The 19,524-nt window shown below is 67.2% G+C and carries 18 protein-coding genes and 4 tRNA genes; 11 read left to right on the top strand and 11 right to left on the bottom strand.

Translation table 11 applies throughout. The annotated features are described in order from the left end of the window. The first annotated feature begins 1 nt into the window (after position 1). From ACQHI0_RS31465 to ACQHI0_RS31445, 5 genes are all read left to right on the top strand, one after another. Positions 2-784, top strand: a complete 783-nt coding sequence (locus ACQHI0_RS31465) for an SDR family oxidoreductase (protein ID WP_427905351.1) — start codon at positions 2-4, stop codon at positions 782-784. Beyond that, positions 777-1,808 carry a phosphotransferase family protein gene (locus ACQHI0_RS31460; RefSeq protein WP_427905350.1) on the top strand — a complete coding sequence of 344 codons (1,032 nt, stop codon included), beginning with the start codon at positions 777-779 and terminating at the stop codon, positions 1,806-1,808. Before ACQHI0_RS31465 ends, ACQHI0_RS31460 begins: the two co-directional genes overlap by 8 nt. Positions 1,809-1,820: 12 nt before the next feature. Then, the gene (gene fabG, locus ACQHI0_RS31455) at positions 1,821-2,570 is read left to right on the top strand and encodes a 3-oxoacyl-ACP reductase FabG (RefSeq protein WP_427905349.1); all 750 of its coding nucleotides are present in this window, start codon (positions 1,821-1,823) and stop codon (positions 2,568-2,570) included. Positions 2,571-2,575: 5 nt separating this feature from the next. Continuing rightward, positions 2,576-3,559: an NADPH:quinone oxidoreductase family protein gene (locus ACQHI0_RS31450; protein ID WP_427905348.1), complete on the top strand. Its 984-nt coding sequence runs from the start codon at positions 2,576-2,578 to the stop codon at positions 3,557-3,559. A 101-nt stretch (positions 3,560-3,660) separates the two neighbouring features. After that, positions 3,661-4,350, top strand: a complete 690-nt coding sequence (locus tag ACQHI0_RS31445; RefSeq protein ID WP_427905347.1) for a TetR/AcrR family transcriptional regulator — start codon at positions 3,661-3,663, stop codon at positions 4,348-4,350. A 56-nt stretch (positions 4,351-4,406) separates the two neighbouring features. On the opposite strand, the gene ACQHI0_RS31440 is transcribed toward ACQHI0_RS31445, so the two are convergent. The 4 genes from ACQHI0_RS31440 to ACQHI0_RS31425 form a co-directional block, all read right to left on the bottom strand. Continuing rightward, positions 4,407-4,480: transfer RNA gene (locus ACQHI0_RS31440), tRNA-Phe, on the bottom strand. A 30-nt stretch (positions 4,481-4,510) separates the two neighbouring features. Beyond that, positions 4,511-4,584, bottom strand: a tRNA-Asp gene (locus ACQHI0_RS31435). Between the two features lie 38 nt (positions 4,585-4,622). Further along, a tRNA-Glu gene (locus ACQHI0_RS31430) sits at positions 4,623-4,695 on the bottom strand. A gap of 91 nt (positions 4,696-4,786) precedes the next feature. After that, the gene (locus ACQHI0_RS31425) at positions 4,787-5,458 is read right to left on the bottom strand and encodes a TetR family transcriptional regulator (protein WP_427905346.1); all 672 of its coding nucleotides are present in this window, start codon (positions 5,456-5,458) and stop codon (positions 4,787-4,789) included. A gap of 730 nt (positions 5,459-6,188) precedes the next feature. Here ACQHI0_RS31425 and ACQHI0_RS31420 point away from each other — a divergent pair. The 3 genes from ACQHI0_RS31420 to ACQHI0_RS31410 all read left to right on the top strand — a co-directional run bounded on the left by ACQHI0_RS31420 (position 6,189) and on the right by ACQHI0_RS31410 (position 8,119). Continuing rightward, positions 6,189-6,264 (top strand) — tRNA-Lys (locus tag ACQHI0_RS31420). A gap of 91 nt (positions 6,265-6,355) precedes the next feature. Further along, positions 6,356-6,931 carry a DUF937 domain-containing protein gene (locus ACQHI0_RS31415; protein ID WP_427905345.1) on the top strand — a complete coding sequence of 192 codons (576 nt, stop codon included), beginning with the start codon at positions 6,356-6,358 and terminating at the stop codon, positions 6,929-6,931. Between the two features lie 231 nt (positions 6,932-7,162). Further along, positions 7,163-8,119, top strand: a complete 957-nt coding sequence (locus tag ACQHI0_RS31410) for an acyl-ACP desaturase (protein ID WP_427905344.1) — start codon at positions 7,163-7,165, stop codon at positions 8,117-8,119. A 58-nt stretch (positions 8,120-8,177) separates the two neighbouring features. Here the strand turns inward: ACQHI0_RS31410 and ACQHI0_RS31405 are convergent, their stop codons facing one another. After that, positions 8,178-8,759: a hypothetical protein gene (locus ACQHI0_RS31405; protein ID WP_427905343.1), complete on the bottom strand. Its 582-nt coding sequence runs from the start codon at positions 8,757-8,759 to the stop codon at positions 8,178-8,180. Positions 8,760-8,955: 196 nt separating this feature from the next. Here ACQHI0_RS31405 and dusB point away from each other — a divergent pair, with 196 nt between their 5' ends. The 3 genes from dusB (at position 8,956) to phoU (ending at position 13,221) form a co-directional block, all read left to right on the top strand. Further along, positions 8,956-10,119 (top strand): tRNA dihydrouridine synthase DusB, encoded by a 1,164-nt coding sequence (gene dusB, locus ACQHI0_RS31400; protein ID WP_427905342.1) that lies wholly within the window; start codon positions 8,956-8,958, stop codon positions 10,117-10,119. A gap of 264 nt (positions 10,120-10,383) precedes the next feature. Then, positions 10,384-12,462, top strand: coding sequence for an LCP family protein (locus ACQHI0_RS31395; protein ID WP_427905341.1), 2,079 nt, complete (start codon positions 10,384-10,386; stop codon positions 12,460-12,462). A 93-nt stretch (positions 12,463-12,555) separates the two neighbouring features. Next, positions 12,556-13,221 carry a phosphate signaling complex protein PhoU gene (gene phoU / locus ACQHI0_RS31390; RefSeq protein ID WP_427905340.1) on the top strand — a complete coding sequence of 222 codons (666 nt, stop codon included), beginning with the start codon at positions 12,556-12,558 and terminating at the stop codon, positions 13,219-13,221. 189 nt (positions 13,222-13,410) lie between these two features. On the opposite strand, the gene pstB is transcribed toward phoU, so the two are convergent. From pstB to ACQHI0_RS31360, 6 genes are all read right to left on the bottom strand, one after another. Next, on the bottom strand, positions 13,411-14,187 hold the full coding sequence (gene pstB, locus ACQHI0_RS31385; protein ID WP_056818713.1) for a phosphate ABC transporter ATP-binding protein PstB: 777 nt from the start codon (positions 14,185-14,187) through the stop codon (positions 13,411-13,413). Positions 14,188-14,207: 20 nt separating this feature from the next. After that, positions 14,208-15,113, bottom strand: a complete 906-nt coding sequence (pstA, locus tag ACQHI0_RS31380) for a phosphate ABC transporter permease PstA (protein WP_427905339.1) — start codon at positions 15,111-15,113, stop codon at positions 14,208-14,210. Beyond that, positions 15,113-16,084: a phosphate ABC transporter permease subunit PstC gene (gene pstC / locus ACQHI0_RS31375; protein WP_427905338.1), complete on the bottom strand. Its 972-nt coding sequence runs from the start codon at positions 16,082-16,084 to the stop codon at positions 15,113-15,115. The genes pstA and pstC overlap by 1 nt, the downstream gene beginning before the upstream one ends. A 91-nt stretch (positions 16,085-16,175) precedes the next feature. After that, positions 16,176-17,288 (bottom strand): phosphate ABC transporter substrate-binding protein PstS, encoded by a 1,113-nt coding sequence (pstS, locus tag ACQHI0_RS31370; RefSeq protein WP_427905337.1) that lies wholly within the window; start codon positions 17,286-17,288, stop codon positions 16,176-16,178. Between the two features lie 296 nt (positions 17,289-17,584). Beyond that, entirely contained in the window at positions 17,585-18,493 is a 909-nt protein-coding gene (mshD, locus tag ACQHI0_RS31365; RefSeq protein WP_427905336.1) for a mycothiol synthase, read from the bottom strand. 139 nt (positions 18,494-18,632) lie between these two features. After that, positions 18,633-19,397: a winged helix-turn-helix transcriptional regulator gene (locus tag ACQHI0_RS31360; protein WP_427905335.1), complete on the bottom strand. Its 765-nt coding sequence runs from the start codon at positions 19,395-19,397 to the stop codon at positions 18,633-18,635. Positions 19,398-19,524 lie beyond the last annotated feature (127 nt).

The raw sequence follows: 19,524 nt of genomic DNA, 5'->3' as shown, positions 1-19,524 counted from the left end.
GATGACCGGACTTGATCTGACCGGCCGCACCGCCATCGTCACCGGTGCCTCGCGCGGTATCGGACTGGCGATCGCCCAGGAACTGGCCGCGGCGGGCGCGAATGTCGTAGTGACCGCGCGGACGCAGGAATCCGCTGACGCGGCCGCCGCCCAGGTCGTCGGCACCGCGATCGGCGTCGGCGCCCACGTGGTGGACGAAGACGCCGCGCGGCGCTGCGTGGAGCTGACCATGGAACGGTTCGGCAGCGTCGACATCCTGGTCAACAACGCGGGCACCAACCCCGCGTTCGGGCCGACGATCGACCAGGATCACGCCCGCTTCGCCAAGATCTTCGATGTGAATCTGTGGGCTCCCGTGCTGTGGACGTCGCTGGTCACCCGGGCGTGGATGGGCGAGCACGGCGGCGCCGTCGTCAACACCACCTCCATCGGCGGACTGAGCATGGAGCCGAACATCGGGCTGTACAACGCGTCAAAGGCCGCGCTGATCCACCTCACCGAGCAGTTGGCGCTGGAGCTGTCGCCGAAGGTGCGCGTCAACTCCGTCGCACCGGGCGTGGTGCGGACCAAACTGGCCGAGGCTCTGTGGCGCGAGCACGAGCAGGCCCTCACGGCCTCGACCGCGCTCGACCGGATCGGCGAACCCGCCGACATCGCAGCCGCGGTGGCCTTCCTGGTCTCCGACGCGGCGAGCTGGATCACCGGCGAGACCCTGGTGATCGACGGCGGCCAGCGGCTCGGTGATGCCGCGCCGTTCCGGCGCGCAGCCGTGGTCAATGTCTGAGGTGCGCGAGGTGGTCGGTGTCGACCCGGTCGCGGTCGCCGGTTGGTTCGCCACGCTCGGCATCGAGCACACGGCGCCACTGCGTTTCGACCGGATCGGCCTCGGCCAATCGAATCTGACCTACCTGGTGCGCGATGACGCGGACCACCGGTGGGTGCTGCGCAGGCCGCCGCTTGGTCACCTGCTCGCCTCCGCGCACGACGTGGTGCGCGAGGCCAGGATCATGGCGGCGCTGGAATCCACCGCGGTGCCGTGCCCGCGGATTCTCGGCGTCGTCGACGATCCGGCGGTGGCCGAGGTCCCGATGGTGCTGATGGAATACGTCGACGGGCAGGTGGTCGACACCATGGACATCGTGGAATCGCTGACGCCGCACCGTCGTCGGGCCATCGCCGAATCGCTGCCGCGCACACTGGCCGAGATCCACGCCGTCGACCTGGACGCCGTCGGCCTCACGGATCTGGCCAGCCACAAGCCCTACGCGCAGCGTCAGCTCAAGCGGTGGGGTGGCCAGTGGGAACAGTCCAAAACCCGCGAACTTCCCGAGCTCGACGAACTCACCCGCAGACTCGTCGCGACGGCACCGGAGCAGCGTGAGATCACCCTGGTGCACGGCGATTTCCATCTGCGCAATGTCATCACCGCACGGACCACCGGCGAAGTGGTTGCCGCGCTGGACTGGGAACTGTCCACCCTCGGCGACCCGCTGGCCGACATGGGCAGCCTGCTCGCCTACTGGCCCGAACCGGGCGAGGACACCGGTGGCGACTTCCCCGCGTCCACGCTGCCCGGATTCCCGAACCGCGCCGAGATGGCCACCGCCTACCTCGCGCTGACCGGGCGCGACCCGGCCGCCCTCCGGTACTGGCACGCCTTCGGGCTGTGGAAGCTCGCCGTCATCGCCGAGGGCGTGCTCCGCCGAGCGCTGGACACACCGCAGAACAGGGCAGCCGCGGGCACGCCGACCATCGAACGCATCGACGCGATCGTGCACAAGGCACTCGACGTCACCGAAGAAAGCTAGACAGGAGCAGACATGACCCGCACCGCCATCGTGACCGGCGCCGCCCGCGGCATCGGCGCCGCCATCGCGACCCGGTTGGCCGCCGACGGTATGGCCGTCGCCGTGCTCGACCTCGACGAATCAGCCGGTAAGACAACGGTCGACGCCATCGAGACGGCGGGCGGCACCGCACTCGCGGTCGGCGCCGATGTCGCCGACGAGGCCTCCGTCGCCGCGGCCGTCGAGCGGGTGTCCGCCGAACTGGGCGCGCCGACCGTGCTCGTGAACAACGCGGGCATCCTCCGCGACAACCTGCTGTTCAAGATGACCGTCGACGACTGGGACGCGGTCATGAACGTGCACCTGCGCGGCGCCTTCCTGATGACCCGCGCGGTGCAGCAGCACATGGTGGCGGCGAAGTTCGGCCGCGTCGTCAACCTGTCGAGCACTTCGGCACTCGGCAACCGCGGCCAGGCCAACTACTCCGCTGCCAAGGCGGGCATGCAGGGCTTCACCAAGACCCTCGCCTTCGAACTCGGCAAGTTCGGCGTCACCGCCAACGCGATCGCCCCCGGCTTCATCGAGACCGAGATGACCGCCGCGACGGCCGCGCGGATCGGCATGGACTTCGACGAGTTCAAGCGGGCGGCCGCCGCGCAGATTCCGGTCAACCGGACCGGCACGCCGGACGACATCGCGCACACCGCGGCGTTCCTGGCGAGCGAGGGCGCGGGGTTCGTCTCCGGGCAGGTCATTTACGTCGCCGGCGGACCGAAGGACTGATCACGATGAAGGCATGGCAGGTCGCCGAGCTCGGCGAACCACGAGACGTATTGCAGTTCAACGACATCGACGACCCGGTAGCCGGACCGGGGCAGTTGCTGGTGCGCGTGCTCGCGGCGCCGGCCAACTTCCCCGACGTGTTGCTGTGTCGTGGGCAGTATCAGATCAAGCCACCGCTGCCGTTCACGCCCGGTGTCGAACTGTGCGGTGAGGTGCTGGCGATCGGTGCCGGGGTCGACCGGTTCGCGATCGGTGACCGGATCGTCGGCACCGCGAATCTACCCGGCGGCGCGTTCGCCGAGCTGGCGGTGCTCGATGCCGAGAGTGCTTTTCCCGCACCGGATTCCCTCGACGACGCCGAGGCGTCCGCGCTGGTCATCGGCTATCAGACGAGCTGGTTCGCACTGCACCGCCGGACTCGGCTGCTGCGCGGCGAGACGCTGCTCGTGCACGCCGCGGCAGGCGGTGTCGGCAGTAGCGCCGTGCAGTTGGGCAAGGCCGTGGGGGCACGGGTGATCGGTGTCGTCGGCGGGCAGGCGAAGGCCGACTACTGCCGCGAGCTCGGTGCCGACCTCGTGATCGACCGGCACACATCGGATTTCGTGCCGATCGTCAAGGAGTTCACCGACGGGCGCGGCGCCGACGTGGTCTACGACCCGGTCGGCGGCGACGCCTACGCCAAGTCGACCAAATGCATCGCCTTCGAAGGTCGCATCCTGGTGATCGGCTTCGCGGGCGGCACCATCCCCCAGCCCGCGCTCAATCACGCGCTGATCAAGAACTATTCGATCATCGGCCTGCACTGGGGTCTGTACAAGCAGTACAACCAGCGGGCGATCCACGACTGCCACGCCGAGCTGACCCGGCTCGCCGCGGCCGGGCAGGTCAAGCCGCTGATCAGCGAACGCCTTTCGCTCGGCGAGGTCCCCGACGGCCTCGGCCGTCTCGGCGACGGCGACACCGTCGGCAGGCTCGTCTTCCACCCGTGAACACCACATCGAGCATGCGAAAGGAGATCGTGGACCGATGCCGCCGACCCGGCGACGGCTCGCCGAACAGTTCGGCATCGGCACCACGCTATAAATAGGACATGGAACGACGCGCGGAGACCGCAGGCGACAGCTCGCCGCCATCGATGGCGCGCACCTCGCTGCTGCGCGAGCTGCCTGCGACTCCGCGCGGCCTGCGCACCAGGACCGCACTGATCGACGCGGGCCGGAAGGTGTTCGAGCGCATGGGGTATCTCGATGCCCGGCTCCTGGACATCACCCAGGAAGCCAACTGCTCCTCGGGCACCTTCTACACCTATTTCGCCAGCAAAGAGGAGATCTTCGCGGCCATCCTGGAGCACGCCCAGGAAGACATGATGCATCCGGGAATGGAGCATGTGGCCGGCGACAACGATCCCGTGTCGATCGTCGAAGCCAGCAATCTGGCCTACTTCGAGGCCTACAAGCGCAACGCGAAGTTGATGGGGCTGCTCGAGCAGGTCGCCAATATCGACCCCGAGTTCAGCAAGCTCCGCCAGGAACGAGCCGACGCGTTCATCCACCGCAACGCCCGCAGCATCGCCGATCTCCAGCGGCGCGGCCTCGCCGATCCCGAGCTGGATCCGATGCTGTCGTCGCGGGCGTTGTCAGGGATGGTCAGCAGGCTGGCCTTCAACTATTTCGTCACCGGTGACGGGGTCCTCGACGGCAAGGCGCGCCCGGTCGAGGAGATCGTCTACACGGTCACCCGGCTGTGGGTGAACGCACTGCGGATGCCGGTCACGAGCTGACCGGGCCGATACGCGAAAAAATCCCCCCACCACGTCAATGGTGAGGGGATCGAAGGTGGCCAGAGCCGGGATCGAACCGGCGACCTACCGCTTTTCAGGCGGTCGCTCGTACCAACTGAGCTACCTGGCCGGAAGTACCGGATTGCTCTGGTACTACGTGCGACCCTGACGGGACTCGAACCCGCGACCTCCGCCGTGACAGGGCGGCGCGCTAACCAACTGCGCTACAGGGCCATGCTTCTGCAGTACTGCTAGACACAGTCCGAAGACTGTACCCCCTACGGGATTCGAACCCGCGCTACCGCCTTGAAAGGGCGGCGTCCTAGGCCGCTAGACGAAGGGGGCTCGTTCCGAATCTCTCCGGGGCGGCTTCAACGTTTCCGTTGGGAGCTCGCATAGCTTATGACAGGTGAGTGCGGACTTCCAAATCGCCTGGTCAGGCGCCCAAACCGAGGTCATCCAGGCGTGCTTGCTCGCGCCAGCCCTCGGTGCGGAAGTTCTGGATCCACACCGGGGTGGCCATCGCCTCCACGATAACCTCCAGCACCTCGGCGAAGCGGGCGCGCAGGTCGGCCGCGGAACCGTTGGCGATCGGGTCGACCAGATAGCGCTGGCCCGCCAGTGCCGCGGACAGGGTCCGGGTGAAGCGGTCCGGGTCGGCGTCGGCGCGCAGCTGACCGTCGTCGATGGCGCGGACCGCGAGCACGCGGGTGGCGCGGCCGACGATGCGGCTGCCGCCGTTACCGGTATCGCGATGGAAGTCGGGTTCGATCACCAGGCGGTACTCGGCTTGCACGATGGTGTCGTGCTCGAGTCGAAGCGCGATCTCGTCGACCATGCCGTGGAGCACGTCGAGTGGGCCGAGGTCGGCGCGCGCGAGCCAGCGCTCCGCGCAGATCCGGTAGCGCTCGACCGCGGTCTCCAGTACCGCGCGCGCCAGGTCTTCCTTGGAGTCGAAGTGGAAGTACATCGCCCCTTTGGTAGCGCGCGAACCTTCCAGAATGCGGTTGAGCGATGCCGCCGCATATCCGCTCTTCCCGAACTCGACGGCCGCGGACTTGATTATCGCCGCGCGTGTCCGGCGCGCCCGCTCTTGCTGCCGTGCCATGCTCGAAACGCCTCCGAACCTTCTCGACGCCGACGGCCAATACAGACCGTTGGCGCGAATTGTGGTTTTAATTCAAACTTTCGGTATGAAAGACTCGCGGTGCCTCGCACAGCGGCCCCGCCACCTGTGAGAACCGCCTCCTCCTGCGGTAGCGACTACCCCTTTGCCGGGAGTTCGCGCACCCATCGCGATCACCTCGGCCTGCAATCGGTCGATGAATTCCGAAACGCCGCACCCTGCACCGGAGCCACGGAAAACGCGGCACCGGTGATTGTTTCGAAATTCACCAGACGATCACCGTACCCGTATTCCCGAGTCGACACGCGGCGATTCGAGTACCCATCCGAACATCCGGTTCGGTTATCCAGATCAGCAAACGAAGCGCAACCGGAATGGTTACATCGGGTACGAATTCCATAGGCGCGCAGCCCGGTTGACCGGCTCACCGGCACCGCCGAAGTTCGCCGAACGGTCGCGAGACCGGCGCCCACCTTGGACCTCTCCATCGCTGCTGCACCCCTGCTCGTCGAAAGATGTTGCGATACAACAGTATTCGACGACCATACGCAACCCCCAGCGTGAACGCCGCTGGGCACCAGGTGTTTACCACCGAATCGTCGGCGGCGTCCGCGTTGTTACCGGCTGCCACCAGCGGCGACCAGGCGCCCCCGACCCGACCCGGGACCACTATTCGGCCCTTCGGCACAGCGTCCGCTAGACTCCGCTGCGCGCCCCTTTAGCTCAGTTGGTAGAGCTGGTGACTTTTAATCACTAGGTCGTAGGTTCGAGTCCTACAGGGGGCACCACGCACCACCACACGTGACCATCGTCACGTGTCGGCGACGTACGCTGAGCTGGACCCGGGCTACCGGGCGCCCACAACCTCAGGCGGAGCCGATGACTTCCTTCGATGATTTGCTCTCCCAAGTTCCCATCGCCCAGATCGCCGACCAGCTCGGTGTCGACCAGGCGACCGCGACAACGGCCGTGCAGGCCGCGCTGCCCACGCTGCTCGGCGGACTCCAGGCCAACGCCGCCCAGCCACAGGGCGCGGCATCACTGCTCGGCGCGCTCGACAACCACGGCGGCCTCGTCGAAGGCGAAGGCGCGGTGGATCTGCGGCAGGTGGATGTCGGTGACGGCGAGAAGATCGTCGACAATGTCTTCGGCGACGAAAAGAACACTGTCATCAGCGCACTCGGCGCGGGCGGCGGAACCGGTGGCAACGATCTGATCGGCAAGCTGCTGCCCATCCTGGCCCCGATCGTGCTCGCCTACATGGCCAAACAGCTCACCGGCGGTGGTGCCGCGGCACCACAGCAGACGCAGGCCTCCGGCGGCGGTCTCGGCGATCTGCTCGGCGGGCTGCTCGGCGGGAGCAGTAACACCGGCGGGCTCGGCGGCATGATCGGCGAGGCGCTGTCGAAGAACGGCAGCGGTGGCCTCGGCGGCCTGCTCGGCGGGAAGCGCTGACACTGTTCATCTACCTGTAGCTAACGTCGCGAGGCCCGCAGCGATAGTCCCTATGCTGCGGGCCGAACGCCTAGACTCGTCAGCACGACCATCGGGCCGATCCGCGAGTTGTGGCGTTGCTCAATATCGCCGGAAAATGGCTCTGTTGCGTTTCGCATCACACCTACGGTGCCGTAAGGTATGGCCGCATCGCGACGTTCGACCGCAAGCACGACAGCGAAGGGTTTTTACATGGCAAGGGATCTGACTCAACTCGAACTGCTCACGGAGTTGGAGCCGGTTGCCGAGGAAAACGTCAACCGCCACATGTCGCTCGCCAAAGAATGGCATCCGCACGACTACGTCCCGTGGGACGAGGGCCGCAACTTCGCCGCCATGGGCGGCATCGATTGGGATCCTGAGCAGTCCAAGCTCAGCGAGGTCGCCAAGGCGGCCATGATCACCAACCTGCTCACCGAGGACAATCTGCCGTCCTACCACCGTGAGATCGCCGAGAACTTCTCCCAGGACGGCGCCTGGGGCACCTGGGTCGGTCGCTGGACCGCCGAGGAGAACCGGCACGGCATCGTGATGCGCGATTACCTGGTCGTCACCCGTGGCGTGGATCCGGTCGCCCTCGAAGAGGCGCGGATGATCCACATGACCAACGGCTTCGCCTCCCCCGCAGAGGTCGACGCGGGCTTCCTGCACTCGGTCGCCTACGTGACCTTCCAGGAACTGGCCACCCGGGTGAGCCACCGCAACACCGGCAAGGTCTGTGACGACCCGATCGCCGACCGCATGCTGCAGCGCGTCGCCGCCGACGAGAACCTGCACATGATCTTCTACCGCAACCTCTGCGGCGCGGCGATGGACCTGAGCCCCGACCAGACCATCGAAGCGATCTCGATGATCGTCGAGAACTTCCAGATGCCCGGTGCGGGCATGCCGAACTTCCGTCGCAACGGCGTACTCATGGCCAAGCACGGCATCTACGACCTGCGCCAGCACCTCGAAGAGGTCGTGCAGCCGGTGCTCAAGAAGTGGAATGTCTTCGACCGCACCGATTTCACCGCCCGCGGCGAGGCCACTCGTGAGCGGCTGGCCGGCTTCCTGGAGAAGCTGGGCGAGGACGTGCTGAAGTTCGAGGAGCAGCGCGACCGGATGCTCGCCCGCGAAGCCAAGAAGCGCGAGATGATCAGCGTCTAGGTCTGCCCAAGTAAAAGCGCCGCCCACCTTCGCAGGTGGGCGGCGCTTTTTGTGCGAGCTACTTGATCGGAAGGGCGCCGTCGGCGCTGCCGACATCGGTGATCTTCCAGGCCTGGCCCGCGTCGACGGTGATGTTGTAGGTGACGGTGTTGCGCAGGCCGTCGGGGTTCTGGGCGTTGGTGGTGCTCACGTCCACGAAGGCGGCGACCTTGTAGACCTCGCCCTCCTGCGAGAGCACCTTCGCGGTGATCGGCGTCGCGGTGGAGGTCCACTTCAGCGGGATGATGATCTGCTCGAGCTTGGCGCCGGTGGCGTCGAACTTCTTCGACAGCTCGGGCGAAGTGCCTGCCTTGAGCTTGGCGACCCAGGCGTTGACGTCCTGATAGTTCAGGCTCGCCGAGCCGACGGAGTAGTCGAGGGCGATCTGCTCGGCCTTCGCGTTGTCGGCGGCCTGGTCCTTCGTGTCGGAGATCTCCGAGCGGGCCGAGCCGAGCAGCACGCCGAGCACGAGCGCGATGATCGCGAGGACGGCGATCACACCGCCGCCGACCAGCGAGGAAACGCGCACGGCGACGGTGCCCTTCGCGGGCTCGGCGGGGGTTTTCGTGAGGTCGGTGGCGCCTTCGTTGCTTTCGGCCATGGGGGTCTTCTTCTCCGATTACGTGGGGACAGCGCACCGCCGGAGGCGACGATGCCAGCTTGTCCAGGCTACTGAGTCGCGAACAATGCTCGTACTGCGAGTAACAGGTAAACCGAGGTGCGCGGTCGTGATGGCGGTCATGACCCGGGCAAAGTCCTCGATGCGCGAGATCGATCACATCGAGCCGGATGAGAGAATGGCAGCCGTGACTACCACGATGCCCCAGGCGCCGACGGCGCTGCGGATCGGGCCCTACCCGGTCGATCCGCCGGTCGTGCTCGCGCCCATGGCGGGCATCACCAACCGCGCCTTCCGCAGACTGTGCCGGGAGTTCGGCAGCGCGACCTCGATCTACGTGTGCGAGATGATCACCGCACGCGCGGTGGTCGAGCGCAACGAGAAGACGCTGCACATGATGTCGTTCGACGCCGACGAGCATCCGCGCTCGATGCAGCTCTACGGGGTGGATCCCAAGACGCTGGGTGAAGCGGTGCGGATCATCGTGGGCGAGGGCTGGGCCGATCACATCGACCTCAATCTGGGCTGCCCGGTCCGCAAGGTGACCAAGCTCGGTGGTGGCTCGGCGCTGCCGTACAAGCGCAGGCTGTTCGCCAATATCGTCCGCGAGATGGTGGCCGCGGCCGAACCCGCCGGCGTGCCGGTGACCTTCAAGTTCCGCGTCGGCATCGATGACGACCACCACACCTACCTCGACACCGGCCGCATCGCCGAGGCCGAGGGCGCTGCCGCCGTGGCGCTGCACGCGCGCACCGCGGCCCAGCTGTACTCGGGCGCGGCCGACTGGTCGGCCATCGCCCGGCTCAAGGAAGCCGTCACCTCCATCCCGGTGCTCGGCAACGGCGATATCTTCACCGCCGACGACGCGCTGCGGATGATGCACGAAACCGGCTGCGACGGCGTGGTTGTCGGCCGCGGCTGCCTGGGCAGGCCGTGGCTGTTCGCCGAACTCAGCGCGGCCCTGCGCGGCGAACCGATCCCCGAGGGGCCGACGCTCGGCCGCGTCGGCGAGATCCTGGTGCGCCACGCCACCCTGCTCACCGAACACGACGGTGAGGACAAGGCCATGCGCGATATCCGCAAGCACATGGCCTGGTACCTGATGGGGTTCCCGGTCGGCTCACAGCTGCGGCGCAGCTTCGCCACGGTGTCGAAGCTGTCGCAGATCGAGGAGCTCGTCGGACAGCTCGACCCGACGGTGCCGTTCCCCACGGACGCGCTCGGTCCGCGCGGTCGGCAGGGTTCGCCGCAGACCAAGGTCGTGCTCCCCGAGGGCTGGCTCGACGATCCCGAGGACGACACCGTCCCCGCGGCGGCCGATGTGATGCACAGCGGCGGTTGAGGACGCGCGGGGGCGCGATCCGGCGCCGATAACAAGCTGACATCAATTCGTAAGCCATCGCTATTTCGGGCCACAGCACGCGCTCGAGCAGGGCTTTCCGTCCGGTCTTCGAGTGTCGCGATCACATCGTCAGCGATTCCGGTGTGCACTGGAGTGGCCACTCGTGGCGGAATCGTTATCATTGCGGGATCGTTCGACTTCGGTTCGAATCGGGGCCGGGCGATGACGCGCAGGCTGCGCCAGATAGAGAAGTGAGGTTCGTTGGTGGGTGACGATCGGCGCGGGCGTACGCCCCGGCCCGGAAATCGCGCCCCCTGGGAGCGCTACCCGACGGCCGAACCCACCGAGCAACCGGAAACCGGCTCGCGACGGTCCCGGCACGCGGACGCGGCGCAGGACGCCGCCCCGCTGACCGTCGCCGACCTCGTCAACCGGGTCGACAGCGAACGCACCCGACGCGGCAGACGCGTGCCCCCCACCGAAAGCGCCGACCCCGACTCGCGTGCGGGCCGCCGCGCCCGCGAACAGGCGCCGCGCCCCACCCCGCGCCCCGATATCGCCCCACGCACCGACGGCTCCCCCGTCGTCGACGACATCGCGGGTACGCCGTCGCATCGCGCCGAATCCCCCGCCGACCGCACCGCAACCACCGCGCTGCCCGCCCAGCCGAACCAGCAGCCGCGCACCGCCGCCCCAGCGCGGCGGGTGGGTCCCGTCGACCCCCCCACCGACATCCTGCCCACGGTCGCCCCCGCCCCTGAGCCCGAGCGGGCAAGGCCGGTCAAAACCGCGTCCGCCGCACCGCCACGTCGGCCGGGCAGTCGCGCGGGTACGAACGACCGCCGGAGCAAGCAGGCACGGTATGCCGGACGGGTCGCGCTGACGGTCGTCGCGGTACTCGCGCTGGTGATCACCGGCGGCGGCTGGAGCTATCTCCAGGCCACCGGCAACAGCCTCAATCAAATCGACGCCCTCGGTGGCGGCGCCTCCGGTGACGTGCTCGACGGCGATATGCAGCTCGGCGACGAGAACTACCTCATCGTCGGCACCGATACCAGAGCCGGCGTCAACGCCGACATGGGCGCGGGCTCGGCCACCGACACCGAAGGCGCCCGCGCCGACACGGCGATGCTGGTGCACATCCCGAAGAACCGTTCGCGCGTGGTGGTCGTGTCGTTCCCGCGTGACCTCGACGTCACCCGCCCGGTGTGCGCGGGCTGGGACAACGAGAAGGCCGCCTACACCGACCAGAAGTTCCCCTCGGCCATGGGCGACAAGCTCAACGCCGTGTACGCCCTCGGTGGCCCCAAATGCCTCGTCGACGTGGTGCGCAAGATGTCGGGCCTGACCATCGGCCACTTCATCGGCATCGACTTCGCCGGTTTCGAGGCCATGGTCGACCAGGTCGACGGTGTCGAGGTGTGCTCGACCAAGCCGATCATCGATGGTGTGCTCGGCCCGGTGCTCGAGACCTCCGGCAAGCAGCGGGTCAACGGCGAGACCGCGCTCAACTACGTGCGCGCCAGGCACGTGATCGGCGAGGAACGCAGCGACTACGACCGGATCAACCGGCAGCAGCGCTTCCTCGCGTCGCTGTTGCGTGGGGCGTTGTCGAGCAAGGTCCTCTTCGATCCTGGCAAGCTCAACGGGTTCATCCAGGAGTTCTCCAACCACACCTTCGTCGACAAGGTGACCCCGCAGGACCTGCTGCTGCTCGGCCGTTCGCTGCAGAAGATGGACGCGGGCGCGGTGACCTTCCTGACCATCCCGACCGCGGGCACCACCGCATACGGCAACGAGATTCCGCGCGAATCCGACATCAAGGCGATCTTCCGCGCCGTCATCGACGATCAGCCGCTGCCGGGCGAGACCAAGGCGCCCGAAGTCGAGAGCTCGGCGCCGTCACCGGCCCCGGTCGCGCCGAAGCAGTACGCGGTGGCCCCCGGCACGATGTCGCTGCTGGTATCCAACGGTTCGGGCACGGCGGGCGCGGCCAAGACCGTCGCCTCCAAGCTCGGCTATCAGGGCTTCGGGATCTACAGCACCGGCAACTACTCCGGCGGCCAGTCGCAGACCTCCAAGATCCGTTTCGCCGCTGGGCTGGAGGCCGAGGCGGCCACCGTCGCGAGCACCATCCCCGGCGCGGTCCTGGAACAGGCCAACGAGCTGGGCAGCATCATCGAAGTGGTGGTCGGTGCCGATTTCGGCGGCACGGTCCGCACTGCTACCGCGGTCGGCGCGGAACTGCCGAACGTGCCGATCGGTGAGCCGCACAGCGCGGGTCCGGTCGCGCTGCCGTCCGATCTCGAGCACATGAACGCCGCCGACGACACCTGCAAGTAGGCGTTACCTCCGCTGACCTGCCATGACACTGCCACGCGGCATTAACCCGGTGTTGGGTGACAGGGGTCCGGGTACCCACTAGGGTTTGCAATCATGCGTGTCATCTACAACGAGCAAATGGCCGACCTCGCCAACCTCCTTGGTGAGATGGCCGGTCTCGCTGGCCAGGCCATGGAACAGGCCACCCAGTCGCTGCTCCAGGCCGACCTGGGTCTGGCCGAGCAGGTCATCGGTGAGCAGGATCAGATCTCGGTGATGATCACCGAGGCCGAGGAGAAGGCCTTCGCGCTGCTCGCCCTGCAGGCCCCCGTCGCGGGCGACCTGCGTCAGGTCGTCAGCGCGATCCAGATCGTCGCCGATGTCAACCGGATGGGCGCGCTCGCGCTGCACGTCGCCAAGGTGACCCGCCGCCGCCACCCCGCCCACGCCCTGCCCGAGTCGGTCAACGGCTACTTCGCGGAGATGGGCCGCATCGCGGTCAACATGGGCGCGGGCGCCAAAGAGGTGCTCGAGACCCGCGACCCCGAGCGCGCCGCCCAGCTCAACCAGGACGACGAGGCGATGGACGACCTCCACCGCCACCTGTTCACCCTCCTGATGGACCGTGACTGGAAGTACGGTGTGGCCGCCGCTGTGGACGTCACCCTGCTCGGCCGCTACTACGAGCGCTTCGCCGACCACGCCGTGGAGATCGGCCGCCGCGTGATCTTCCTGGTCACCGGTGTCCTCCCAGGTGACGAGGACCTCGAAACCAGCTGAGAGCTGTCCCGGCTCCCCGCGTATTCAGGCCAGACCTGAGTCGCGGGGAGTTTGCGTCGGCGGCCGGACTGTTGTCGCGGGTCAGGTCCGCCTGCACCCGGCGAGTTACCGATGTGCGGACGAAATCTCTTGTCCTGCAACGCGAAAGGCCCGTGCAGTCGCTGCACGGGCCTTTCGCGTATTCACTTCTTACCCGAAGCGGCCGGAGATGTAGTCCTCCGTGGCGCGCTGGGTGGGGTTGGAGAAGATCTTCTCGGTGTCGTCGATCTCGATCAGACGGCCGGGCTTGCCCTGCGCCTCGAGGTTGAAGAAACCGGTCTGGTCACTCACGCGGGCGGCCTGCTGCATGTTGTGCGTGACGATGACGATCGTGAACTCTTTCTTGAGCTCGGTGATCAGGTCCTCGATCGCCAGGGTGGAGATCGGGTCCAGGGCCGAACACGGCTCGTCCATCAGCAGGACGTCGGGCGAGACCGCGATGGCGCGGGCGATGCACAGACGCTGCTGCTGACCACCGGAGAGGCTGCCACCGGGCTTGTCGAGCCGGTCCTTGACCTCGTTCCAGAGGTTGGCGCCCTTGAGCGAGCGCTCGGCGACCTCGTCGAGTTCCTTCTTGTTGCGCACGCCCTGCAGCTTGAGCCCGGCCACCACATTGTCGCGAATCGACATGGTGGGGAACGGGTTCGGGCGCTGGAACACCATGCCGATGGTGCGGCGCACGCCGACCGGGTCGATCGAGGAGCTGTAGATGTCCTCGCCGTCGAGCAGCACGGCACCTTCGACGCGAGCGTTCGGGGTCACCTCGTGCATGCGGTTGAGCGAGCGCAGCACGGTGGACTTGCCACAGCCGGAGGGACCGATGAAGGCGGTGACGCTGCGCGGCAGCACGGTCAGTTCCACATTCGCCACGGCGTGGAAGCTGCCGTAATAGATGTTGAGATCTTTGACGTCGATCCGCTTGGCCATGAGAAGTATTCCGTTCGCTTCTATCGGTTCCGGGTGAGCAGCTTGTTGACGCCGGCGGCAGCCAGGTACAGCAGGGCGATCATGAGGATCAGCGTGAACGCCGCACCCCAGACACGTTCGCGGCCGGCGGCCTCCGGGTTGGCCAGCTCTTGGTAGATCAGCAGCGGCAGCGAAGCCATGTTGCCGTCGAAGATGTTCTGGTTGATCGACTTGCTGTAGCCGACCAGCACGAGCACCGGCGCGGTCTCACCCATGACGCGGGCCACGGAGAGCAGGATGCCGGAGATCATGCCGGGCGCGGCCGTGGGAATGACGATCCGCAGGATGGTCTTCCACTTCGGCACACCGAGCGCGTAGGACGCCTCACGCAACTCGTCGGGCACCAGCTTCAACATTTCCTCGGTGCTGCGCACCACGACCGGCAGCATCAGCAGCACCAGCGCGAGCGAGACGGCGAAGGAGCTCTGCGGCATGCCGAAAGTGGCGATCCAGAGCGCGAAGATGAACAGTGCGGCGACGATCGAGGGCACACCGGCCAGAATGTCAACCATGAAGGTGGTGACCTTCGCGAGTCGACCGCGACCGTATTCGACCAGGTAGACCGCGCCCATGATGCCCAGCGGCACCGCGATCACGGAGGCGACCGTCGCCTGGACGATGGTGCCGTAGATGGCGTGGTAGACACCGCCACCGGTCTGGTCGGGCAGGATGCCCTTCTGCGAATTGAACCACCAGTCCGACGAGATGACCGCGGTGAAACCCTTGCTGATCACCAGGCCGAGCACCCACACCAGGGGGATCAGCGCGATGAGGAAGCAGAGGGTCACCAGGCCGGTGGCGATGTTGTTCTTGATCCGCCTGCCGGTACTGACGTGCCGGAAGGTCGGCGCCTTGAGCGGCTTGTCGAGCGTCGTCGTGGTGGTCATCAGCCGTTCACCTTTCCACCGGAGGCCAGGCGGGCCAGCGCGTTGACGACGAAGGTCAGCGCGAACAGAACGAAGCCGGCCGCGATATAGGCGCCGGTGGGCAGCGGTGAACTGAACTCCGAGGCCGCCGAGGCGATCTTGGAGGCGAAGGTGTAGCCGCCGTCGAACAGCGACCAGGTACCCGCGTTGCTCGCGGTACGCAGCACGACAAGGACGGCGATCGTCTCACCGAGGGCGCGGCCGAGGCCGAGCATGGAACCCGCGATCACACCGCTGCGGCCGTAGGGCAGCACGGTCATCCGCACGACTTCCCACTTGGTGGCGCCGAGCGCCTGCGCGGCTTCGATGTGCGCGCGGGGCGTGAGCGCGAACACCTCGCGGGCCACCGAGGTGATGATCGGCAGGATCATCACCGCGAGCACGACGCCCGCGGTGAAGATGGTGCCGCCGCCCGCGATCGAGACATTGCCGTCGGAGAACAGGAAGAACCAGCCAAGGTTCTCGTTCAGGAATTCCTGCACCGGCGCGATCTGCGGCGCCAGCACGAGGAAGCCCCACAGACCGAACACGATCGAGGGCACCGCGGCGAGCAGGTCGATCAGCATCGTGAACGGCCTGCCGAGTCGCGACGGCGCGTAGTGCGTCAGGAACAGCGCGATACCGACACCGATCGGCACCGCGACGATGAGCGCGAACACCGAGCTCAAGACCGTGACCATGAACAGGTCGCGGATACCGAAGCGGAGATTGTTGGCGTCACCGGTCGAGAACTCGGTGCTGGTGAAGAAGTTGGCGTTGTCGGCCATGAGCGAGGGGACCGCGCGGATCAGCAGGAACAGCGCGATCAACGCGATGGCGGCGACGATCGTCGCGCCCGCCGCGGTGGCCGTCCACCGGAAGATCGTCTCGGCGTTCAGGCGGCCGGTACGACCCCCGTCAGGGGCCTTGTCGATTTTCGGTTCGGTCGGCATATTCGCAGTATCTCCGGCCGCCCGTGGGCCCGTCGAATTCGACGAGCCCACCGCGGTCACCTCAGGGTGCATGGTCATGGCCAGAAAGCGATCAGGAAATGGCGTTGATCGCGGTGGTCAGCTTGGTCTTGAACGCGTCGGGCAGCGGCACGTAGCCTGCCTCGGTCAGACCGGACTGGCCGTTGGTGACGGCCGAGGTCAGGAACGCCTTGACGGCCTTGCTGGTCTCGGCGTCGGCGTACTTGGAGCACACGACCTCGTAGGTGGCCATGACGATCGGGTACGAGCCGGCGACGGTCGGCTTGTAGAACGAGCTGGTGTCGAGGACCAGGTCGTTGCCCTCGCCCTTGACCTTCACGCCGTCGATGGCCTTGGCGGCGGTCTCGGCCGACAGCTTCACCGGGTCCTTGCTCGCGGAGGTGATGATCTGCGAGATGGACAGGTTCTGCGCCTTGGCGAAGGACCACTCGTTGTAGGTGATCGAGTTCTTGGTGTTCTTGATCGCGGCCGAGGTGCCCTCGTTGCCCTTGGCGCCTTCACCGACGCCACCGTTGAAGGTCTTGCCGCCGCCCTTGCCCCACGCGCCGTCCGAGGCCGCGTCGAGGTAGAGCTGGAAGTTGTCGGTGGTGCCCGACTCGTCGGAGCGGAAGATCACGGCGATCTTCTCCGAGGGGAGCTTGGCGTTGGGGTTGAGCGCCTTGATCTCGGGGGCATCCCAGGTGGCGACGGAGCCGTTGAACACCTTGGCGGCGGTCGGGCCGTCGAGCACCAGGTCGGTGACGCCGTCGACGTTGTAGGTGATGGCGATCGGGCCGAAGACGGTCGGCAGGTTCCACGCGGGGGCGCCGCAACGCTCCGCGGCCTTGGCCGGCTCTTCCTTCTTGGAGCTCAGCGCCGAGTCGGAGCCACCGAAATCGGTCTGGCCGCCGAGGAACTCGTTGACGCCCGCGCCCGAGCCACTGGAGGTGTAGTTGAGGGTGAAGCCGTCGCAGTTGGCCTCGTACGCGGCGACGAAACGCTCCATGGCGTTCTTCTGCGACGAAGCACCCGACGCCTTGAGCGCCTTCTTGCCACCGCAAGCGACGCTGGTGTTGGCCGCGTTGCTCGGATCGCCACCGGTGTTGTCGTCACTGCCACAGGCGGCCAGGGTCATGGCGCCCACGGCGAAGACGCCGACCAGGGCACTGGTGCGCTTGAAGTTCACTTTTCCTCCGACAATGCTGGGTGTCTCACTCGGTCCCTCACCGGCCCGAGTGAGGCTGGCTGGCGCTCGCTGTCCCGGAGGAATGCGCGCACCAGGCGACGACGGTGCCGCCCAGAAGTAACCTAAGGTCGTCCGGTTGACAGTTGGCCCGATGTGGGTTAACGGAGAATGAACAGCCCGGCGCGATCAGTGCCCTGTATGTGACGTTAGCCCCAGTTTTACTCGCGCTTACCCGGTCATCCTCGCAATATTCTCCTGGCGCCCGAGAATTCATCTCGCATGTGAGGTGTCTCGCATCAGGGCAGCGAGTACGCGACATCGACGTGGGCGGTGGCGAATCCGAGCTTGGTATAGGTGTGCACGGCGGCGGTGTTGTCGGCCTCGGTGTAGAGCAGGACTTCGGTGGATCCAGCCGCGCGCAGGTGCCGCAGACCGGCCAGCGTGAGCAGTCGGCCGAGGCCACGCCCCTGCGCCGACGGGTCGATGCCGACCACGTACACCTCACCGGCGGGCGCGGCGTCGGGAGCCTGTTTGGTCCAGTGGAAACCGAGCAGGCGGTCGGGGTCGGCGGCGTCGAAAGCCAGAAACAGACCGGCCGGTTCGAACCAGGATTCCGCGCGGCGGGCGGCGATATCGCGCTCGGCCCAGCCGCCCTGCTCGGGATGCCAGGCGAACGCCGCGTTGTTCACGCGCAGGAGCTCGAGGTCGTCCACGGGGCCCGCGTAGGTGCGCACGATGAGGTCTTCGGGGATCTCGAGTTCCGGTAGCTCCGGAGTTGCCAGCGAGCGGCGCATCTGCCACAGCTCACGGGCCGTTTTCAGGCCGAGGCCGGTTGCCAGCGCCCTGGCCGCGGGCAGGTCACCGTGTGCCCACACTCGCGCGCCCGGTCCACCCTCGGTCAGCGCGGCGCGGACCAGATCCGCGCCGATGCCTGCCCCCCGCGCGGCCGGGGCGACGGCGACCTCGGCCATCGCGGGGTGTTCGTCATGTGCCGCAACAAGATTCGCGTAGCCGACCACCTCGCCCGCGCGTTTCGCGAGCACATGCCTTGTCGACGGGTCAGCCTCGGCCAGCGACAGCACAGCTTGCTCGGAGACCGGGGCGACACCGTCGATGCCGGCGGCGCGTTCGAGCAGTTCGCGCACCTTTTTCGCGGTGCCGGGCTCGACCCGATCGGTCCAAGTCAAGGTTGCTGTGTCCGGCATCGCCATCCTCCTCGGTGTGCGGCCGGGTCCACCGCGCGGTCGGCCCGAGCGCTGGTGCTGCACCCCGACCACCGTATTGCGACGCGCCGACCGGCGCCACCACACGGTGTCGACCTGCTACCGCGCAGCGCCGACCGTGTTACTGCGCGGTGCCGTTGACCGGGACGTAGGAGTCGTCGCCGTCGATGTCCTCGTCGACGAAGGTCACCGCGGGCTCGCCCTTGGCTGTCGCAGTCCGGGCCGGGCGCACGGCCTTGTAGCCGACATTGCGCACGGTGCCGATCAGCGACTCGTACTCGGTGCCGAGCTTGGCGCGCAGGCGTCGCACGTGCACGTCGACGGTGCGGGTGCCTCCGAAGAAGTCGTAGCCCCAGACCTCCTGCAGCAGCTGCGCGCGGGTGAACACCCGGCCCGCGTGCTGTGCGAGGTACTTGAGCAGCTCGAATTCCTTGTAGGTGAGGTCGAGCGGGCGACCACGCAGGCGCGCGGTGTAGGTGCCCTCGTCGATCACCAGCTCACCCAGGGTGATCTTGCCGGTGTTCTCCGGGCTGGCGACCCCACCGTTGCGCCCGACCAGCAGCCGCAAGCGCGCGTCGAGCTCGGCGGGCCCGGTGCCGGGCAGCAGGATGTCGTCCAGGCCCCAGTCCGCGTTGACGGCCACCAGGCCGCCCTCGGTGAGGACCGCGACCACCGGCACCGAGGACCCGGTGCTCCCGAGCAGCCGGCACAGACCGCGCGCGGCGGCCAGGTCGGTGCGGGCGTCGACCAGCGCGACATCCGCGCTGCTCGCCTCCAGCAGGGACGACACCTCGGTCGGCGCGGGCCGGACGTTGTGCGCCAGAAGCGTCAACGACGGCAGGACCGCATCCGGGTTGGGGTCGGAGGTCAGTAGGAGCAGCTCCATGGGGCTCTCCTCCTATCTCGTTGCTCCGCGGACGACAGCAGCCGCGTAGCTACGTCGCCGAAACACAGGTTAAGTCGTGTGCAACATTAGCGCCTACACAGCCACTACCTCGCAACACGGCGTCCAT

The organism is Nocardia sp. FBN12 (assembly GCF_050320175.1).
Taxonomy (GTDB): domain Bacteria; phylum Actinomycetota; class Actinomycetes; order Mycobacteriales; family Mycobacteriaceae; genus Nocardia.
Note: the sequence above shows the minus strand (reverse complement) of the source record. Positions and strands in the feature narration are given on the sequence as shown.